Below are 16,436 nucleotides of genomic sequence, written 5' to 3'. Positions count from 1 at the left end.
CGCCGGTTCGGCCGCGCGCTTCTCACCAATAGCATGGTCCAGATCCCCGTCTTCGCGGCCGTCTTCGGCGTCGCAGGCGTGGGTGCCATGAAGGCCTATGCCGCGATCAGACCCGCCGACAACGTCGCGGTTACCCAGCTGCTCAAGGCGCGGCTGCCCAAGACGCAGGTTTCCAAGGTCCACTGCGGCGTGGTCGATGGCCTCTGCGAGGTGACTGCCGGCAGCAACCTCTTCTACGTCGATCGCTCGGGCCGCTACCTCATGATCGGCCGGGTCTACGACATGGAGACGCGGCAGGACCTCACCGCAACTCGCCTCCTCGAGATCAACCCCGACATGCTCATCGGCGGGGCGGCCAAGGCCAACAACGCGGCCAGCAGCGACGAGGCGCCACTGACGCGCGGAGCCGGCGCGTCGCCCTCTGCACCTGCGGCGCCGCAGCACCTCTCGCTCACGAGCCTGCCGGCGACCGGCGCGATCGTGTGGGGCAAGTCGGCTGGCAAGACGGTCACCGTCTTCAGCGACTTCCGCTGTGGCTACTGCCGCGCGCTCTCCAACACCCTGCGCACCATGAACGTGCACGTCGTCGAGCGGCCCATCTCGGTGCTCGGCAGCCGCGATCTCGCCAATCAGGTCTACTGCGCCAAGAACCGCGAGGAAGCGCTGCATCAGGCCTACGCCGGCGAGCCGCTGCGCAATGACGGCACGTGCGACACCTCTGGTCTCGACGCCAACGAGAAGTTCGCGCGCGCGCATGGTCTCTCCGGCACGCCCGTCATCGTCCGCTCCGACGGCGCGATGATCGAGGGTTACCGGCCCAAGGAGGCGCTCGCTGCCTTCATCGAGGGAGCACGGTCGTGACGGCTACCAAGCTCGGAGCGCTCGCGCTCATCCTCGCCGGCACCGGTCTCGCCAGCTGCACGACGCTGGGCGGCAACATTAAGGGCAACTTCTCGTGCATCGCGCCGGACGGCATCTGCGCGCCGAGCTCCACCATCGACGATCGCGCACTGGCGCTGATCGCCGGCGAGGACGGCGACCGCATGATTACGCCGGCAGGCCCCTACAGCGCACCAGCGACGGATGGTCGCGGCGACCAGAGCATCGCGGCCCGCAACGTTGCAGGCGGCTTCCAGTCGGCCGCGGCCACGCCGGCGCGCAGCCAGGAGCGCGTGCTGCGCATCGTCTTCCCGGCGCAGATCGACGCCGCAGGGCGCCTGCGCGAGCAGACCGCGATCCATGCCGTGGTCCAACGCGGCGAATGGCAGCGGGAGCTTGCCAGCAACGCCGTTGCGACCACGCCGGCCGAGGTCGCGAGCGCCACAGGTGGCGACACGCTCCTCGCAGCGGTCGACCGCGCCGATCCGCCAATGACCGGCGACGCGGAGGCAGGCGTGGATCCTGACATGCCGAGTGCGGCCGCGGTCGCTGCGGCACGCGCACCGGCCGATCCGGTCGGTGACATTAAGGACCAGGTCGCCCGTCAGCTCGCGCGCAATCCGCGCCGCATGCCGGCCTCAACGACGCCGGTCTATCGCCAGCCGCGTGCGCCAATCACCGTCCCCGCGGCGCCAAGCAGCGCACGCGCCAACACTCTCACGCCGCTCCCTGCCGCGACTGCGCCACAGGCGCGCACGGCCACGACACAGGCGGTCGGCACCACCAAGCCTGCCACCCCGTCTCCGTCCGCGCCTGCTCGCGCTGCGACGAGGCCAACGGCAACGTCGGCCATCACGGTGCCGACGCACGCGACCCAGGCGGGGCGCACCGCGCTTGCATCGGTCGGCGCCAGCCCGGCCATCCGCGCCGGTCTCGCGCGCGCCGAGCCGGAGGCGCGTGAGGCGGCAAAGGCGAACGGCGTCATCCCGGTGCTGCGCGCGCCCTCGTTCCCCGGAGTGGATCAATGAGCTTCCTGAGCGGCCTGCTGGCAACGATCCTCGGCGATAGCGCCAAGCCCGAGGGCGGGCGTCCCGACACCGCGGTCCCCCGGTTCGTTCACTGGCTGCCGTATCGGAGCTACGATCCTAAGACGCAGATCTTCTACAACAGCGGCACGCGCGGCTTTGTGCTCGAATGCACGCCCATGATGGGTGCGACCGAGCAAAGCCACGAGATGCTCGCGCAATTTCTCTCCGAGGGCATCCCGACACCGGGCGCGCTGCAGGTCCATGGCTGGATGAGCCCGCGCATCAGCGAGCTGCTCGCGAAGTGGTATTTGCCACGCTACTCCGCCGCTGGCGTCTACGAGCGCATGGCGAAGCACCGCACCGAGTATCTACTCGGTGGGGTGTGGAACTCGCTGTCGACCGCGGCGCCCTTCCACATGCGCAACCATCGCCTCGCGCTCTCCTACTCGACGCCGGAGACGAGCCGCGTCTCCAACGAAGAGATCGTCTCGGTCATGGAGGGGCTCGCCTCGACGCTCGAGTCGATCGGCGTCCACTCGCGCCCGATGGACCCCAGGGCGCTCATCACGTGGATCGACGATCTGACCTCGCCGACGACGGCGCCGGGTGACGACACGATCACCTACAATCCGTTCGATCCGATCGCGGACCAGGCAGTGCGCCACGACCTCGAGATGAAGATCGAGCCCGATCGCATCCTGCTGCGCACCGAGCGCTTTCGGCCGACCGGCAAGACGGTCGATGACGCGCCCGAGATCGGCGAGATCTACCCCGACACGTTCGACGTGCGCTCCTTCTCGGTGCGCAACCTGCCGCAGCGCTGGGCGCCATGGGACATGGCCAAGCTCATCGGCGACATGTTCGCCGACAAGCTGCGCATGCCCTGCCCGGTCTCGACCAACCTGTGCCTCGACTTCCCCGACGCGGAGGCTGAAGGGCAACGCGCAGGGCGCAAGTTCATGCGCACCACGAGCCTCGCGGACTCCAAGTCGGCGCGCATGCTGCCGCAGCTGAAGGACCAGTCGGCCGAGTGGAAATTCGTCAAGGACGAGCTGCGCCAGGGCCGCAAGCTCGTGCAGGCCTTCTACTCGGTCACTTCCTTCAGTCCGAAGGGCAAGGGGGACTCGAACGAGCGGACGCTGAAGTCGGTGTACCGGGCGGCCGGCTGGGACCTGCTCGACGATCGCTACCTGCAGATCCAGGGCCTGCTCGCCGCCATGCCGATGACCATGGCCAATGGCCTGTCGTTCGACCTCAAGAACATGAAGCGCATGCGCACGGTGCTGACCACCACCGCGGCCAGCCTCATGCCGATGCAGGGCGAGTATCTGGGCGGGCATCAGCCGCACCTCATGCTGGTCGGTCGCCGCGGCCAGCCCTTCTTCTGGTCACCGTTCGAGAACGCTGCTGGCAACCACAACGTTGCGGTGTGCGGCAAGTCGGGCTCGGGCAAGTCGGTCGCGCTACAGGAACTGTGCGCCTCCATGGTGGGTGCCGGCGCGAAGGTCGTCGTGATCGACGACGGCCGCTCGTTCGAGCATTCGGCCAAGCTGCAGGGCGGTGCCTTCGTCGAGTTCACCATGGCGTCGGGCTTCTGCATCAACCCCTTCGCCATGATCGATCCGGATCTCGCGGGTCAGGACGAGGACTACCTCATGGACTGCTTCGCGATGCTGAAAAGCATCGTGAACCAGATGGCGCGCCACATCGACAAGCTCAACGACACCGAGCGCGGTCTGATCGACGGCGCGATCAACAAGGTCTGGGCCGAGAAGGGGCGTGGCGGCTGCATCGACGATGTGATCGCCGCACTCGCGGAGACCGGCAACCCGGTCGCGGCCGATCTCGGGATTGCCATGCGGCCGTTCTCGAGCGGGGGCACCTACGGGCGCTTCTTCACCGGCGACGTGTCGTTCGAGCTCAAGGCCAACCTCACCGTCTTCGAGCTGTCGGACCTGTCCTCGCGCGAGGAGTTGCGCTCGGTCGCGCTGACCGCGATCATGTTCATGGCGAGCCAGGCGATGCGCCGCGAGGATCGCTCGGTTCCCAAGGCGCTGCTCCTCGACGAGGCGTGGCAGATGCTCAAGGGCGGCTCCATGGCCGACTTCATCGAGGCCTATGCGCGTACCTGCCGCAAGTACGGCGCCTCGCTCGTCACCGCCACGCAGAGCATCAACGACTATTACAAGTCGGACGGCTCCAAGGCGGCGCTCGAGAACAGCGACTGGTTCGTCGTCCTGCAGCAGAAGGCCGAGACGATTGCGGACTTCAAAAAGCACGACCGCTTCGAGATGGACGATTACACCGACGCGCTGATGCGCTCGCTGAAGCGCAACGGCGTCGAATATTCGGACGTCCTTATCAAGGGGCCGGAGTCGATGGCAGTCGGCCGCCTCGTGCTCGATCCCTATTCCGCGGCCGTCTTCTCGTCCTCGCCGCGCACCTTTGCGGCCATCCATGACCTGCTCGGCCACGGCCTGACGATGGAAGAGGCGATCGAGCGCGTCGCCTATCCCGACAACCCCGAGAAGTGGAGCGACGTCGCCGACGACCAGCTCCCGATTGCCGCGGAGTGACCCTCATGGCAACGCATCCCGATCGCATCGTGCCGCTCTCGCCGCCCCGGCGGGCCGCGCGCACCGATGCCGGCTTCCTGCTCTACTTCGGCCTGCACATGACGGGCTTCCTCGCCACCACGCTGCTGATGACCTGGGGCGTGTTCGTCCTCTTCTTCCTCGTGCTGGGCGGCTTCTCGCTCGATGGCATGATGAACCACCTCGAGAACATGACCAGCCGCTACCTCGCGGCAGGCCCCGCGCGCGTCGACCAGTTCAAGATCACCGTCGGCATCGTCCACATGATCGTGTCGGGCGCGCTCATCTTCTTCCGCCGTCACGCCATCCTCCCGCGTGACCCGGCCGCCAAGGAGCCGCGCGCATGACCGACAACAACGAGATGGGCGCGCCTGTCGCGCCCCAGCCTGCCACCGCGGCCCCCGCCCCCGTTCCCGCCTCCGCCACGATCGCGCCCGCGCGTCGCCGTGCCATCTTCGCCGGCTACACCGCGCAGCAGCTGCTCCTCGGTGCGGCCCTCCTGGTCGCGCTGGTTTGGGCGATGTGGATCACCAAGGCGGTGACCGCGGAGAAGCCGCAGCACATCGTCAAGGCGGATCTCTCCAAGATCGTCGGCGAGTACGTCCAGGCGCAGGCGCGCAGTGCAACCCCGCCCGAGCAGGTCCAGGCGCAGATGCGCACCTTCATGGCAACGCTCGACGGCGAGCTGCAGCGCCGCGGCGCGGCTGGCCAGGTGGTGCTCGTCGGTGAGGCGGTGCTCTCCAAGAGCGTGCCCGACATCACCGCCGAGGTCGCCAAGGCGGTCTATGCCGCGGGCGTCAAGGTGCCGCAGGCGGCATCGCCCGCGCAGATGGGCGCGATGATGCGCGGACAGGCACCGGTTGCGCAGGTCGCGCCAGCCGCAGCCCCCTCCCCGGTCGAGCTCGCGCAGACGCCGACCAACGTTCCGGCCGGCTCGCCGTTCGGGCCAGTGCCCTCGACGGACGCGAGCGTTGCAGCGCCTGCCCCCGACATGGCGGCTCAGGGCGCCAGCGTCTCGACCTTCGGTGGTCCCGGTGGCCAGTAAGGCCGCCGCCCTCCCGGCGCCGGTCGCCGGCGAGCGCTTTCGCCCGCGCAAGCGGCTGTGGGCGGCGCTCGGGCTCTTCACGGCAGGCGGGTTGTCGTTGAACGCGCTGGCGAGCTGGCGCGAGAACCACGCGCTGCTCATCAACTCCTCGCAATCGCTGCCCAACTGGGCCTTCGTGATCCACAAGACCGCGACGCCAGCGCGGGGCGAGTACGTGTTCTTCGTGCCGCCCAAGGCGCCGCTCGTTGTGCGCCACTTCGGCGCCAAGAAGCAGATGTTCGGCAAGATCGTCTACGGCATGCCCGGAGACCTGGTCGAGCACCGCGGTGCCGACGTCATCGTCGCGGGCAAGCTCGTCGCGCACATGAAGCCCGTCAGCAAGTTCGGCGAGCGTCTCGTGCCCGGGCCGACCGGCATCATCCCCCGCGGCTGCTACTTCGTCGGCAGCCCGCACAAGGACGGCTTCGACAGCCGCTACGCTGCGATCGGTTACGCCTGCACCGCCGCGATCGTCGGCGTCGGAAAGCCGATCCTGTGAAGCGCGCGCTAGAGTCCGCCGCCATTGTGGCGCTGCTCTCGATATCGCTGACCTCGGCGACGCGCGCGCGCGATCATGGCGTCGTGGGTCAGACCTTCCCGATCGCGGAGCCCGACTTGCTGGCGACGATCGAGGCGAAGCTGCAGCGCCTGCAGGCCGAAGGCGAGATCGACCGCATGAACGCCGCCTTTGCCAAGCGGACCGAGGCGCGCGTGCGTCGGCCCAAGCCGGTCGCGGGGATCACGCCGGCGTCGGAAGCGCGGACCTGGGCCTATGATCCCACGATCACGATCGAGCGCGACGTGCAGGATCAGAAGGGCAATTACATCGCGCGCCGCGGGCAGACGGTGAACCCGCTCGACTTCACCGCCGTCACCCAGGCGCTCGTCTTTATCGACGGTGACAACGACGCCGAGATGGCGTGGGCGACGGCCAACTACAGCGATCTCAAAGCCAAGATCATCCTCGTGAACGGCTCTCCGATCGACGAGATGACCCAGCGCCAGCGCCGCTTCTACTTCGACCAGGAGGGTCGGCTGACCGGCAAACTCGGCATCCGCCACACGCCCGCGGTCGCCATCCAGGACGGCCGCGTCATGAAACTCTCCGAGATCAAGCTGAAAGGGAACAGCTGATGCCGCTCTGGCTCGACATGATGAAGACGCCGATGGCGGCGCCGGAGACGGACGAGCTTCGCGGCATGCGCCGGACCTTCCAGGTGCTCTGCGTGGCTTCCGCGGTCGGCGTTCTGTCGATCAGCACGCTGGTGCAGCTGTTCGGTCGGCTCGCCTCCTTCGTGGTGGCTGCCGTCCTCGCAGTGACCGCGCTTCACACGACACTCTACGTGTTCCGGAAGAACCGTGCCGACAACGCCTACCTCGACGCCGCCACCTCGTCGGAGGAGGTCGCGTGAAGGCGCTGCGCCTTCTCACCCTCGCGCTCTTCGCCTTCGCCCTGTCGGCGGTGCTGAGCCCGCGCGCGGAGGCGCAGTCGAAGTGTACCGGCAAGTTCGTCAACCCGATCACGGACGTCTGCTGGTCCTGCCTCTTTCCGCTCTCGGTAGGCGGGCTGAAGATCTGGCCGAGCAACCGGCCTGACACCGACAACCCCAACCTGCCGGTCTGCGCCTGCGGCTCGCCTGTGCCGCGGATCGGCATCGCGGCGGGCTTCTGGGAGCCTGTGCGTCTAGCCGACGTCTCCACCAAGCCGTGGTGCTTCGTGAACCTGGGCGGCACCAAGATCTCGCCCGGCTTCGACATCGGCCAAGGCCAGCTCTCCGGCCCGTCGCAGAAGGGCGGCAATGGGCAGAACACGTCCAAGTGGCACGTCCACTGGTACGTCTACCCCCTGCTCTACTGGATGGAGATCCTCGCCGATTTCGCGTGCTTCGAGCAGTCGTCGTTCGACATCGCCTACATGACGGAGGTCGACCCGCTCTGGCAGGATGACTCGCTCACCGCCCTCATCAATCCGGAAGCCGTGCTCTTCTCCTCGCCGATCGCGCAGGCGGCGTGCGCGGGCGACTGCATAGCTGCGACCGCCAAGCTGCCGCTCGATGCGACCTTCTGGTGCGCCGGCTGTCAGGGGCCGATGTATCCCATCAACGGCAACATCGCCGCCTCGGTCGGTCACGTGCAGGCGTCGCGCCTCGCGCTCGCCCGGTTCGCCTTCAAGATCCACCGCGAGGGCCTCGCCTGGGGGACGATGGGCTCCAAGGGCCTGTGCAACAAGTACCCGATGCCGGTGCTGAAGAAGCAGCAATACCGCGTCCAGATGACCAACCCGATCCCGACCGTCAGCGGCAAGGCGGCGTGCTCGCCGCTCGGCGCCTCGACGATGCCGCCGCAGGCCGGCCGTGCCTTCCCCGTGAAGGGCGAGGACATGGGCTACCTCGTCTGGCGCAAGCGCAACTGCTGCGTGCTGTGAGGAGACCCTGATGCGCCGCTTCCTCCTTGTCGCTGCCGGGATCGCCGGGCTCGCCGGCATCCAGGCCATCGGTCAGACGGTCGACGGGCTCGACCTCGAGGCGATCAAGCGCCGCTCGGCCGCCATGCAGGGCGATGCCGAGACCTTCGCCGAGCAGGTCCGCAACCGCGGCGACGCCTTCCGCCAGGAAGCGGTCGCGGTGCAGGACAAGGCGACCGGCAACCTCACCGAGCTGGCCAAGGCCGACCTACCGATCAACGGTGACGGTGCGTTCGACTTCGACGAGATCATCAAGGGCGCAAGCCAGAACGTGTCGTCGACCGGCCGCGGTGACGCGCCGCAGTTCATCACCTTCGCCAGCCTGTCGATGCCGGCGCCGGCGCTGCGCCAGCTCATCGCCGACACCGCCAAGGCGGGCGGCGTGGTCGTGTTTCGCGGCTTCCCGAACAATTCGATGAAGGCGTTCAGCGAGGCGCTGAGCAAGGTCGTGACCGAGAAGGATCAGCTCTCCAACGTTGGCATCGACCCGCGCCTGTTCCGCGCCTTCGATGTTCAGGCGGTGCCGACCTACGTCGCGGTCTCCTCCGACTTCGACCTGTGCTCCGGCCTCAACTGCCGCACCGCCGTCCCGGCGTTCGATCGCATCACCGGCAACGTGTCGGTGCGCTATGTGCTCGACACCTTCGTTGACGGGCGCGGACCTGGCGCTGGCGTCGCATCCGTGGCGCTGCGCAACATGGGCAAGGGCGCGTAGGTGAAGCGCCTCGCCGCCTCGCTTTTCCTCGCCGTCATTGCGGGCGGCGCCAGCGGCGTCATCGCGCAGACGACGATCGAGCAGGCGCGCCAGGAAGGCAACGCCATGGGCAAGGCGATGCGCGCGGACGAGAGCCTGGGACCCAGCGACGCCAAGCTGCAGGAGCTGCCCGGCTACGGCGGCACGGACCTGCCCGAGAAGGTCTATTTCGACGATCCCGACAAGCTGACGATGGACGGCAAAGGCGCGGCGCCGACCAGCGACGCCTATGGCACCGTCGTCGACACGGCCGGCACCCGCCCGAGCTTCAGCAACTCGGAAATCCTCGCGGCGACCTCGCGCGGCACCGCGATCGAGAAGGACCCCGAGACCTACCTCGGCGGGCAGAACATCGGCGGCACGACGGGCACCTGCACCGCTCTCCCGCCCTCGGTCGGCTCGAAGGGCTATTACGAGGCGACCTGCAACAAGGGCTCCAAGGTCACCCAGGCCAACGAGACTTGCCGCGGCACCATGGTGCCGAGCGTCATCAACACCTCACGCTGGTTCTACTACGGTGCGCCGGACAAGAACGAGGGCAACGGCTTTGCTCGCAATACGGTGATGCAGGCCAAGGTCGCGGCCGGTATCTGCCGCGCCGAGCCGGTGTCCAAGCACGTCTGCGATGCCCAAATCGAGATGGGCGCCGGTGGCACGAACATCGAGGACTACCGCAAATTCTGTAAGAGCAAGGTCAGCGGCACCGCGCAGCTTTACTCCTGCTCGACCGAGATCCCGCAGGGCGAGATCCCGGCCCACTTTAACTTCAAAACGAACACCGTCTTCCTCAAGAAGGAGGGCGAGACGACCGTCACCGTGACGCGCAACGAGGGCACGTGCCCCGCGTTGGCCGCCGACACGAGCTGCACCGCACAGGTCGCCGAGGTGTGCACAGAGGGGCCGGAGACGCGCACGATCGAGGGCGTGGCGGTGACGCAGAGCTGCTGGGCCTGGTCGCGGAGTTTCACCTGCCAGCGGCTCCAGCCGGCGAGCGACTGCAGCGCGCTCGACGACAACAAGCAGTGCAAGTTCCTCCGCGACGAGTGCCTCGACGATCCGAGAGACGGCGCCTGCAAGGTGTCGCAGCGCGTCTACAGCTGTCCGCTGCCTGACGATCCTGCTGCGACCGACAAGCAGTATGTCTGCGGCAACGACGTCTACTGCATCAACGGCGATTGCGAGCAGATCGAGCGTGAGGCCTCGACCGAGTTCAAGGACGCGCTGGTGGCGCTCCACGCGATCGGCGATGCGGGCAAGCAGTTCGACCCGGACAAGCTCACGGTCTTCTCGGGCGAGCGCAACACCTGCAACAAGAAGATCTTCGGCGCCTCCAACTGCTGCTCCGGCAAGGGCGTGCCGCTGTTGACGCCGTGGCTGTGCAGCTCGGCCGAGAAGCAGCTCGACGAGAAGGACGACAAGGGGCTCTGCCATAAGGTCGGATCCTACTGCTCGGACAAGATCCTCGGCGTCTGCGTAACGTCGAAGGACGCCTACTGCTGTTTCGGCAGCAAGCTTTCCCGGATCCTGCAGGAGCAAGGTCGCCTGCAGATCAACAAGCCATGGGGCAAACCCAAGGACGAAACCTGCAAGGGCTTCACGATCGAGGAGTTTCAGCGCCTCGACCTGTCCCGGATGGATTTCTCCGAGGTCTATGCCGAGTTCATGGACGCAGCGAAGCTGCCGGATGAGGTCAGCGTAATGAACGACATCCAGCAAAAGATTCAGGGGTATTATGACCTTCACGGGCGCAAATGATGCGGACGGTCCGGGGGGGCCGTGCATGATCGACATGTCGGTGCTCGATCTGGCGGTGTTCCTTCGTATTCATCGCTCGAGCCGCGGCACCTCCGCGGGCGAGGTCGCGCAGACGGTTAGCCACTGGTTCCAGTGCGACGTCGACCCGCGCGAGGTCGAGCGCTCCTTCCCGCGCATGGTCGATGCCGGGTGGCTGGTTCGCCGCCCGACAGGCATGCGCGCCACGATCAAGGGCCGCAAGCACGGCCGCAGCCACCTGCGCGGGATCGTCCGCATGCTCGATCAGGGCACCAAGATGCTCGACGTCGCGCGGATGATGTCGGTCCTTCAACTCGCAATGATTGAGCTCGACGGGGAGCATGACGATGACGACGATCAGGGATAACCGCCGCGGCCGCTTCGCCGCCACGCTCCTCATGCTGCTCGCCGCGGCCGCGCCGATCGCGGCGCCCGCGCAGTCGTTGGATCTCCAGTCCGCCTCCATGGCGGACGTTGGCGAAGGCGAAACTGCCGAGGACCAGGCGCAGCCGGAGGTCCTTGAGGTAAGCGCGGCTGGGCCGGCGCAGGGTGACGACTTCTACTGCGGCCAGCGCCGTCTAGGGCAGTGGTTCTACTGCGAGCGCCCCAAGGCGCTCCCTAAGACGCCGCAGGCCGTGCAGCAGGCGCAGGCTTCGGCAACCGATCGCATGAAGGCCATCACGCGGCAGCTCAACGAACTGAAGAACAAGGCCATCCTCGAGCCGACCGAGGCCAACGTGATCGCCTACGTCCGCTTCCAGCGTGAGCAGCTCGACCGCGCCTCGGTGTTTTCCGACACCTGGCAGCGCGCGCTCTGGCAGAACCCCGACATCGACTACACGCTGCAGCGACCGGTCTCGACGGTTGGCAAGCGCGCGTGGACCGACAACCGCAGCGCGACCCGCGATCAGGCGCTGGCGCGTATCGGCCAGCGCTACGGCATGTTCTATTTCTTCGCGCAGAGCTGCGCGGCTTGTGAGGTGTTCTCGCCCATCCTCCGCTCGGTCGCCGACAGCCACCGCATGACGGTGATGGCGGTCTCGACTGACGGCGGGCCGAGCCGCTCCTTCCCCAACTACGTCGTCGACAGCGGCCAGCGCGAGCGCATGGGCGTGCCGCTCGCCACGCCGGCGCTGGTGCTCTTCGACACCGTCACCCGCAAGACCGTCCCCATCGGCTTCGGCGTCATGTCGGCCGACGAGATCATGGAGCGCATCTTCATGCTCACCAACACCAAGCCCGGCGAGGACTTCTGATGCCCGCCCGCTCCCCTCGCCCTTCACCCTTCCGCGTGCTGATGCGGCGTACCGCCGCGGCCATCGCGGTGCTCGGCGCCGCGAGCATGATCCCGGTCGACATCGCTCGTGCCGACGTTGCCGGTCAGATGAACAGCTTCTTCCAGGATGCTGGGGGCGCAGCCAATGTGACCGGCCCTTCTGCCTACCAGGGGCAGACCGCAGGCTATTACTCGATGGGCAACGTCTGGACGCGCTTCCCGCAGAAGAGCGTGCAGCCGTTCAACCTGCAGATGCCGAGCGTGCGCGCCGGCTGCGGCGGCATCGACATTTTCACGGGCTCCTTCTCCTTCATCAACGGCGCCGAGATGGTCGCCATGCTGAAGGCGACCGCCAACAATGCGCTCGGCTTCGCCTTCCAGCTCGCTATCGACAGCGTGTCCCCGGAGATCGGGAAGGTCATGGACGGCATGGCCAACAAGGCGCAGCAGATGAACCAGATGAACATCTCGTCCTGCGAGGCCGCGCAGGGTCTGGTGGGTGGCCTGTGGCCCAAGATGGCCGGCGCACGCTCGAACGTCTGCGCCGCGATCGGCAACAGCGAGGGCATGTTCTCCGATTGGGCGCGCTCGCGGCAGGAATGCGGCCCCGGCGGCAAGCAGGAAGCGACGATCGACGCCAGCAAGGACCCCAAGATGGCCGAGAACGCGGCCGGCGCGCCGCGCAACTACACCTGGGACGCAATCCAGAAATCGAACAAGTTCGGCACCTACGACCAGGGCTTCTCCGAGTACCTGATGACGCTGGTCGGCACGATCGTCGTCGACCCGAAGGGTGCGCCGGATGGCGGCCCAATGGTCGCCTTCCACGGTCCTGCCGAAGAGGCGGTCGTCACTGCCCTGCTCGACGGCACCGGCACTGGCGGCACACCGGTCAAGTTCCTGAAGTGCGATGAGCAGCTGAAGTGCCTCAAGGTGACGGAGCAGCAGCTGCAGATCGCCGTCGGACTGCGGACGAAGATCAAGGGAATGATCGACTCGATCAACTCCAAGATCCGCACGGACAGCGCGCTCGACGTCGCGGAGCAGCAGCTGCTCAACATGACCTCGCTACCGCTCTACAAAATGCTGGCGGTGCAGGCGATGGCGCACCAGAGCTTCAACCCCGGCGAGACCAGCGCGCTCGCCGAGATCGTGGCGATCAACCTGCTCTCGGCGATGATCGACAACATGCTCGATCGGATCAGCCAGTCGTCGGTGCAGGTTCAGTCGGGCGATGTCGATGTGAGCAAGGCGTGGCGTGAGCAGCTTGCGGCCGCGCGCGAGCGCTATGCGCAGCGTGACTTCAAACTGAAGGACACGCTCAACCAGACGATCTTCCTCATCAACAAATCGGTGATGCTCGAGTCGACGCTGCAGAACAGCATGTCGCCGGCGATGGCAGCGTCGCTCAACTTCTCGCGCGGGCTGAGCGCGCAGGGCCTCAACTAAGGACAGCGAGCGATGGTCGAGGTCTTCACGATTGGTGGCGGCGAATACATCGTCAACACGTTCAACGCGGTTGCCGCGTGGACAGGCGGAGGCGGCTATCGCGCCCTGCTACGGGTGGTGATGATCCTCGGCCTGATCTACACGCTCATGTCGGTCGCGTTCACGATGAACTGGCGCGTCTGGATGAACTGGTTCCTCGGCTCGACGCTGATCTACTCGTGCCTCATGGTGCCGACCGTCAGTGTGAAGGTGACCGACCGCATCAATCCCTCGCTTGCGCCTGCGACGATCGCCAACGTGCCTCTCGGGCTCGGCGTCATGGCGAGCTTCACCAGCCAGGTCGGCGACTGGCTGACGCGGACGGCCGAGACCGTCTTCACGATGCCAAGCCAGCTCAACTACTCGACCAACGGCATGGTCTACGGCGCACGCCTGTTCGACGCGACGCGCAATTTCGAGATTCGCGACGCCGAGTTCGCTACCAACCTCTCGGCGCACTTCAAGAACTGCGTCTTCGGCGACATCATGCTCGGGCAGAAGTCGATGACCGACCTCGCCAACGCCAAGGACCTCTGGAACGCGATGGGTCCGGGCTCAGTCGCGCGGTCGCAGCCGTGGACCAGCCGCGCCGGTGCAGCGGTCACGACCGACATCATCACCTGCAACAACGCCTACAACCTGCTTTCCGAGCAGTGGACGCCCATGATCGCAGCGCACACGCCGCTCTGGTCGAAGCAGGCCTATCCGAAGCTCTCGACGGCAGTCGCCTCGGCTAAGCTCCGGGAGGACGTGCCGATCGTCAATCAGGCCTTCACCGCCGCGAGCCCCAACTTTGAGGCTGTCATGCGCCAGAACACGGCCATCAACGCCTTTATGCAGGCGCGTGACGGCATGGCAGGCGGGCCAGGCGCGGCGTCGATCGATACGTTCGCCACCACACGCGCGGACATTCAGGCGCGCAACACGTACAACTCGATCGCGCAGCAGGCGATGAGCTGGGTGCCGATCCTCAACATCGTGCTGACCGTCGTGTTCTACGCGATGTTCCCGGTGATTTTCCCGCTGTTCCTGATGCCGCAGACGGGTGTCGGAGCACTGAAGGGATACCTGACCGGCTTCTTCTATCTCGCCTCGTGGGGACCGCTCTACGTCATCCTTCACATGATCTGCATGACCCGCGCGACGATCGCGGCGAAGGGCGTGGCCGAGGGTGGCATGACTCTTGGCACCTACGCCGGGATCGGGGCCGTCAACGCCGAGACCGCGACGATCGCGGGGTTCATGCTGATGAGTGTGCCGTTCCTCGCTGCTGGTCTCGCCAAGGGCGCGATGAGCATTTCGGGTCAGGCGACGTCGATCCTCAGCCCGGCGCAAAACGCCGCGGAAGCTGCCGCTGCCGAGCAGACGACCGGCAACTACTCGTACGGGAATACGAGCTTCGCCAACTCGACCTCCAACATGCGCCAGAGCGACCAGTGGTCGAATGCACCGATGTTCTCCTCAGCTGCGACGGCGGGCTCCTCGTTCCGCTACGATGATGGAACCACAACGAGCAGCTATGGCAACGGCCAGTCGGTCTTCGATGTCACGCCCGGCATGAGTAAGCTTGCTGTTCAACCGACGATGTCCTCCGGGTATGTCGCGGAGATGAGGCAGGCAGCTAGTGACGCTGAGAGAGCGTCGCGAAGCGAGCTGGAAGCAGCGGCCGCAATCAGGTCGGCTACGCACACGAACCGGAGTTCAACCGGTCGATCGACGACCATCGGCTCCGGCTTCGAGACTGGTCAGGGCGGCCAAACAGGAACCTCGTTCGAGACGTTTGATCGCGACACTGGATCTGTCTCTAACGGTATTGAGAACCGCTCGTCGACCGGACAGACCCTTCGATCGACAGACGCTAAGAGCCGCAGCGCAGAAACCCTTCATCAAGTGCAAGGAGGCATCGAAGCGGGCTCTCCGACGCGTACACGACGTGCGGAGCCAGCCCAAAAAGCAGATCAGGGCACTGGGACTGCTCCAGCGGCCAACCAAACAACGAATGCCCCACGAGGTCGGTTGGATCGAATCCTTGACGCTGTCCCGATCCCAAAGGTTTCAGGGAGCGTCACTTGGACTGGTGCTCAGCGTGATGGCCTCAACCATAGTGCAGATCGCACCCGGACTGACGATACGAATAGCAGCTCTTCTGACGCAGCTCGCAATGAGCATGCGAACGGTGATTCCGCCGGAACCTCAAGCGGTACGTACACCAAAGTAGGGACCTACACGCGCGCCTCTACGGATCGCACATCTTCCGTGAGTGAGGAGGACGCGCTCGCGATGGCATACTCACATGAGCAACGTGCTCAGAAGCTACACGAACTATCCCAGCAGCTGACCCGCGATGCTAGCTTCGCTGAGTCCCACGGTCTCCAAATGAGCGAGAACCTTAGTCAGGAATTTAGCCAATGGTACACTCGGATGGCGGCAGAGAAGCCCGGACTTAATGCGCCAAGCCTCCATCAGGCCACTTTCACTCAGCAAGAACGACTGACAAGGGACGGTATGCTGGCGACATTCCTGGCGCAGAAGAAGCAGGAAATTTATGACCAGGTTGCTCCAAGTTTGCATCAGCCGGACTTGGTGCAAGTTGCGCCGCCCCCGGTCAGCTCAGATGCAGACGTCATAGCAAGGCATCATCCGAAGGGCCTAGCGTCGCTCCCCGCAGCGCCGACGCTACCGAGTGGCGAGCAAGCGCGGGAGCGTGTCCGGACTGGAAAGGCCGCGTTGCAGTCGGAGCAAGATGCTCAGGGCGTTATGCGGCAAGGTGCTGTTCAGGCAGGAAGTCAGGTCCAGTCGGAGGTGAACAAGGACTTAAACCGCCAATTCTTCACCGACCCAACAAGGCGGGAATAGTGCCTACAGGGCAAACCAGCAGTAGAGAAAGCCGCTTAGCAATACGATAGAACCGATCATCTGTCCAAGGCGCACCCCACGGCTTGTTGCTGCTTCATCGTTGCAGTATTGTGTGTCAGCATCATCGTCCGTCGACTTTGTCGCGTACACCGGTCCGCCAGGACTATCTACGGTCAAGTAGTATAGGGTATTATCGAACTTTTGCATGGCAAACGCCTCCGCGCGGAGGCTATGCTAAGG

The 16,436-nt window shown here is 65.9% G+C and carries 15 protein-coding genes; all 15 read left to right on the top strand.

The genetic code is table 11. The features are described from left to right. The first annotated feature begins 33 nt into the window (after nucleotides 1–33). From FHY05_RS17600 to FHY05_RS17530, 15 genes are read left to right on the top strand one after another with little or no spacing between them, the layout of a single operon-like run. Complete coding sequence (locus FHY05_RS17600; protein ID WP_183945732.1) at nucleotides 34–861, top strand: DsbC family protein; 828 nt, start codon at nucleotides 34–36, stop codon at nucleotides 859–861. Continuing rightward, nucleotides 858–1,907 (top strand): conjugal transfer protein, encoded by a 1,050-nt coding sequence (locus FHY05_RS17595; protein ID WP_183945731.1) that lies wholly within the window; start codon nucleotides 858–860, stop codon nucleotides 1,905–1,907. Before FHY05_RS17600 ends, FHY05_RS17595 begins: the two co-directional genes overlap by 4 nt. Next, the gene (gene traC / locus FHY05_RS17590; RefSeq protein ID WP_183945730.1) at nucleotides 1,904–4,483 is read left to right on the top strand and encodes a type IV secretion system protein TraC; all 2,580 of its coding nucleotides are present in this window, start codon (nucleotides 1,904–1,906) and stop codon (nucleotides 4,481–4,483) included. The genes FHY05_RS17595 and traC overlap by 4 nt, the downstream gene beginning before the upstream one ends. A gap of 5 nt (nucleotides 4,484–4,488) precedes the next feature. Beyond that, entirely contained in the window at nucleotides 4,489–4,848 is a 360-nt protein-coding gene (locus FHY05_RS17585; protein ID WP_183945729.1) for a hypothetical protein, read from the top strand. Beyond that, nucleotides 4,845–5,546 carry a type-F conjugative transfer system protein TrbI gene (locus FHY05_RS17580; protein WP_260181678.1) on the top strand — a complete coding sequence of 234 codons (702 nt, stop codon included), beginning with the start codon at nucleotides 4,845–4,847 and terminating at the stop codon, nucleotides 5,544–5,546. The genes FHY05_RS17585 and FHY05_RS17580 overlap by 4 nt, the downstream gene beginning before the upstream one ends. Then, a complete protein-coding gene (locus FHY05_RS17575) occupies nucleotides 5,536–6,084 on the top strand; it encodes a S26 family signal peptidase (protein ID WP_311732513.1) in 549 nt (182 codons plus the stop codon). Before FHY05_RS17580 ends, FHY05_RS17575 begins: the two co-directional genes overlap by 11 nt. After that, nucleotides 6,081–6,719: a type-F conjugative transfer system protein TraW gene (traW, locus tag FHY05_RS17570; RefSeq protein WP_183945727.1), complete on the top strand. Its 639-nt coding sequence runs from the start codon at nucleotides 6,081–6,083 to the stop codon at nucleotides 6,717–6,719. Before FHY05_RS17575 ends, traW begins: the two co-directional genes overlap by 4 nt. After that, nucleotides 6,719–6,997, top strand: coding sequence for a hypothetical protein (locus FHY05_RS17565; RefSeq protein ID WP_183945726.1), 279 nt, complete (start codon nucleotides 6,719–6,721; stop codon nucleotides 6,995–6,997). Before traW ends, FHY05_RS17565 begins: the two co-directional genes overlap by 1 nt. Continuing rightward, nucleotides 6,994–8,010 (top strand): conjugal transfer pilus assembly protein TraU, encoded by a 1,017-nt coding sequence (gene traU, locus FHY05_RS17560; RefSeq protein WP_132910724.1) that lies wholly within the window; start codon nucleotides 6,994–6,996, stop codon nucleotides 8,008–8,010. The genes FHY05_RS17565 and traU overlap by 4 nt, the downstream gene beginning before the upstream one ends. Before the next feature lie 10 nt (nucleotides 8,011–8,020). Beyond that, nucleotides 8,021–8,764 (top strand): type-F conjugative transfer system pilin assembly protein TrbC, encoded by a 744-nt coding sequence (gene trbC / locus FHY05_RS17555; protein WP_183945725.1) that lies wholly within the window; start codon nucleotides 8,021–8,023, stop codon nucleotides 8,762–8,764. Next, entirely contained in the window at nucleotides 8,765–10,558 is a 1,794-nt protein-coding gene (locus FHY05_RS17550; protein WP_183945724.1) for a conjugal transfer protein TraN, read from the top strand. Beyond that, nucleotides 10,536–10,943, top strand: coding sequence for a hypothetical protein (locus FHY05_RS17545; protein WP_183945723.1), 408 nt, complete (start codon nucleotides 10,536–10,538; stop codon nucleotides 10,941–10,943). Before FHY05_RS17550 ends, FHY05_RS17545 begins: the two co-directional genes overlap by 23 nt. Further along, the gene (locus FHY05_RS17540; protein WP_260181677.1) at nucleotides 10,924–11,832 is read left to right on the top strand and encodes a conjugal transfer protein TraF; all 909 of its coding nucleotides are present in this window, start codon (nucleotides 10,924–10,926) and stop codon (nucleotides 11,830–11,832) included. The genes FHY05_RS17545 and FHY05_RS17540 overlap by 20 nt, the downstream gene beginning before the upstream one ends. A 41-nt stretch (nucleotides 11,833–11,873) precedes the next feature. Further along, nucleotides 11,874–13,301 (top strand): conjugal transfer protein TraH, encoded by a 1,428-nt coding sequence (locus FHY05_RS17535; RefSeq protein ID WP_260181676.1) that lies wholly within the window; start codon nucleotides 11,874–11,876, stop codon nucleotides 13,299–13,301. Between the two features lie 12 nt (nucleotides 13,302–13,313). Then, nucleotides 13,314–16,196 carry a conjugal transfer protein TraG N-terminal domain-containing protein gene (locus FHY05_RS17530; protein ID WP_183945721.1) on the top strand — a complete coding sequence of 961 codons (2,883 nt, stop codon included), beginning with the start codon at nucleotides 13,314–13,316 and terminating at the stop codon, nucleotides 16,194–16,196. The last annotated feature ends 240 nt before the right edge of the window (nucleotides 16,197–16,436 follow it).

Origin of the sequence: Sphingomonas sp. BK580 (genome assembly GCF_014194975.1) — a bacterium.
Taxonomy (GTDB): domain Bacteria; phylum Pseudomonadota; class Alphaproteobacteria; order Sphingomonadales; family Sphingomonadaceae; genus Sphingomonas.
The sequence above is the reverse complement of the archived record's forward strand: the minus strand, read 5'-3'. Positions and strand labels throughout refer to the sequence as shown.

Bases quoted from the DNA above. Each gene is read 5' to 3' on its own strand.
- FHY05_RS17600 (WP_183945732.1), top strand. From the start codon at position 34: ATGGTCCAGATCCCCGTCTTCGCGGCCGTCTTCGGCGTCGCAGGCGTG.
- traC (WP_183945730.1), top strand. From the start codon at position 1,904: ATGAGCTTCCTGAGCGGCCTGCTGGCAACGATCCTCGGCGATAGCGCC.
- FHY05_RS17585 (WP_183945729.1), top strand. From the start codon at position 4,489: ATGGCAACGCATCCCGATCGCATCGTGCCGCTCTCGCCGCCCCGGCGG.
- FHY05_RS17580 (WP_260181678.1), top strand. From the start codon at position 4,845: ATGACCGACAACAACGAGATGGGCGCGCCTGTCGCGCCCCAGCCTGCC.
- FHY05_RS17565 (WP_183945726.1), top strand. From the start codon at position 6,719: ATGCCGCTCTGGCTCGACATGATGAAGACGCCGATGGCGGCGCCGGAG.
- trbC (WP_183945725.1), top strand. From the start codon at position 8,021: ATGCGCCGCTTCCTCCTTGTCGCTGCCGGGATCGCCGGGCTCGCCGGC.
- FHY05_RS17545 (WP_183945723.1), top strand. From the start codon at position 10,536: ATGACCTTCACGGGCGCAAATGATGCGGACGGTCCGGGGGGGCCGTGC.
- FHY05_RS17540 (WP_260181677.1), top strand. From the start codon at position 10,924: ATGACGACGATCAGGGATAACCGCCGCGGCCGCTTCGCCGCCACGCTC.
- FHY05_RS17535 (WP_260181676.1), top strand. From the start codon at position 11,874: ATGCGGCGTACCGCCGCGGCCATCGCGGTGCTCGGCGCCGCGAGCATG.
- FHY05_RS17530 (WP_183945721.1), top strand. From the start codon at position 13,314: ATGGTCGAGGTCTTCACGATTGGTGGCGGCGAATACATCGTCAACACG.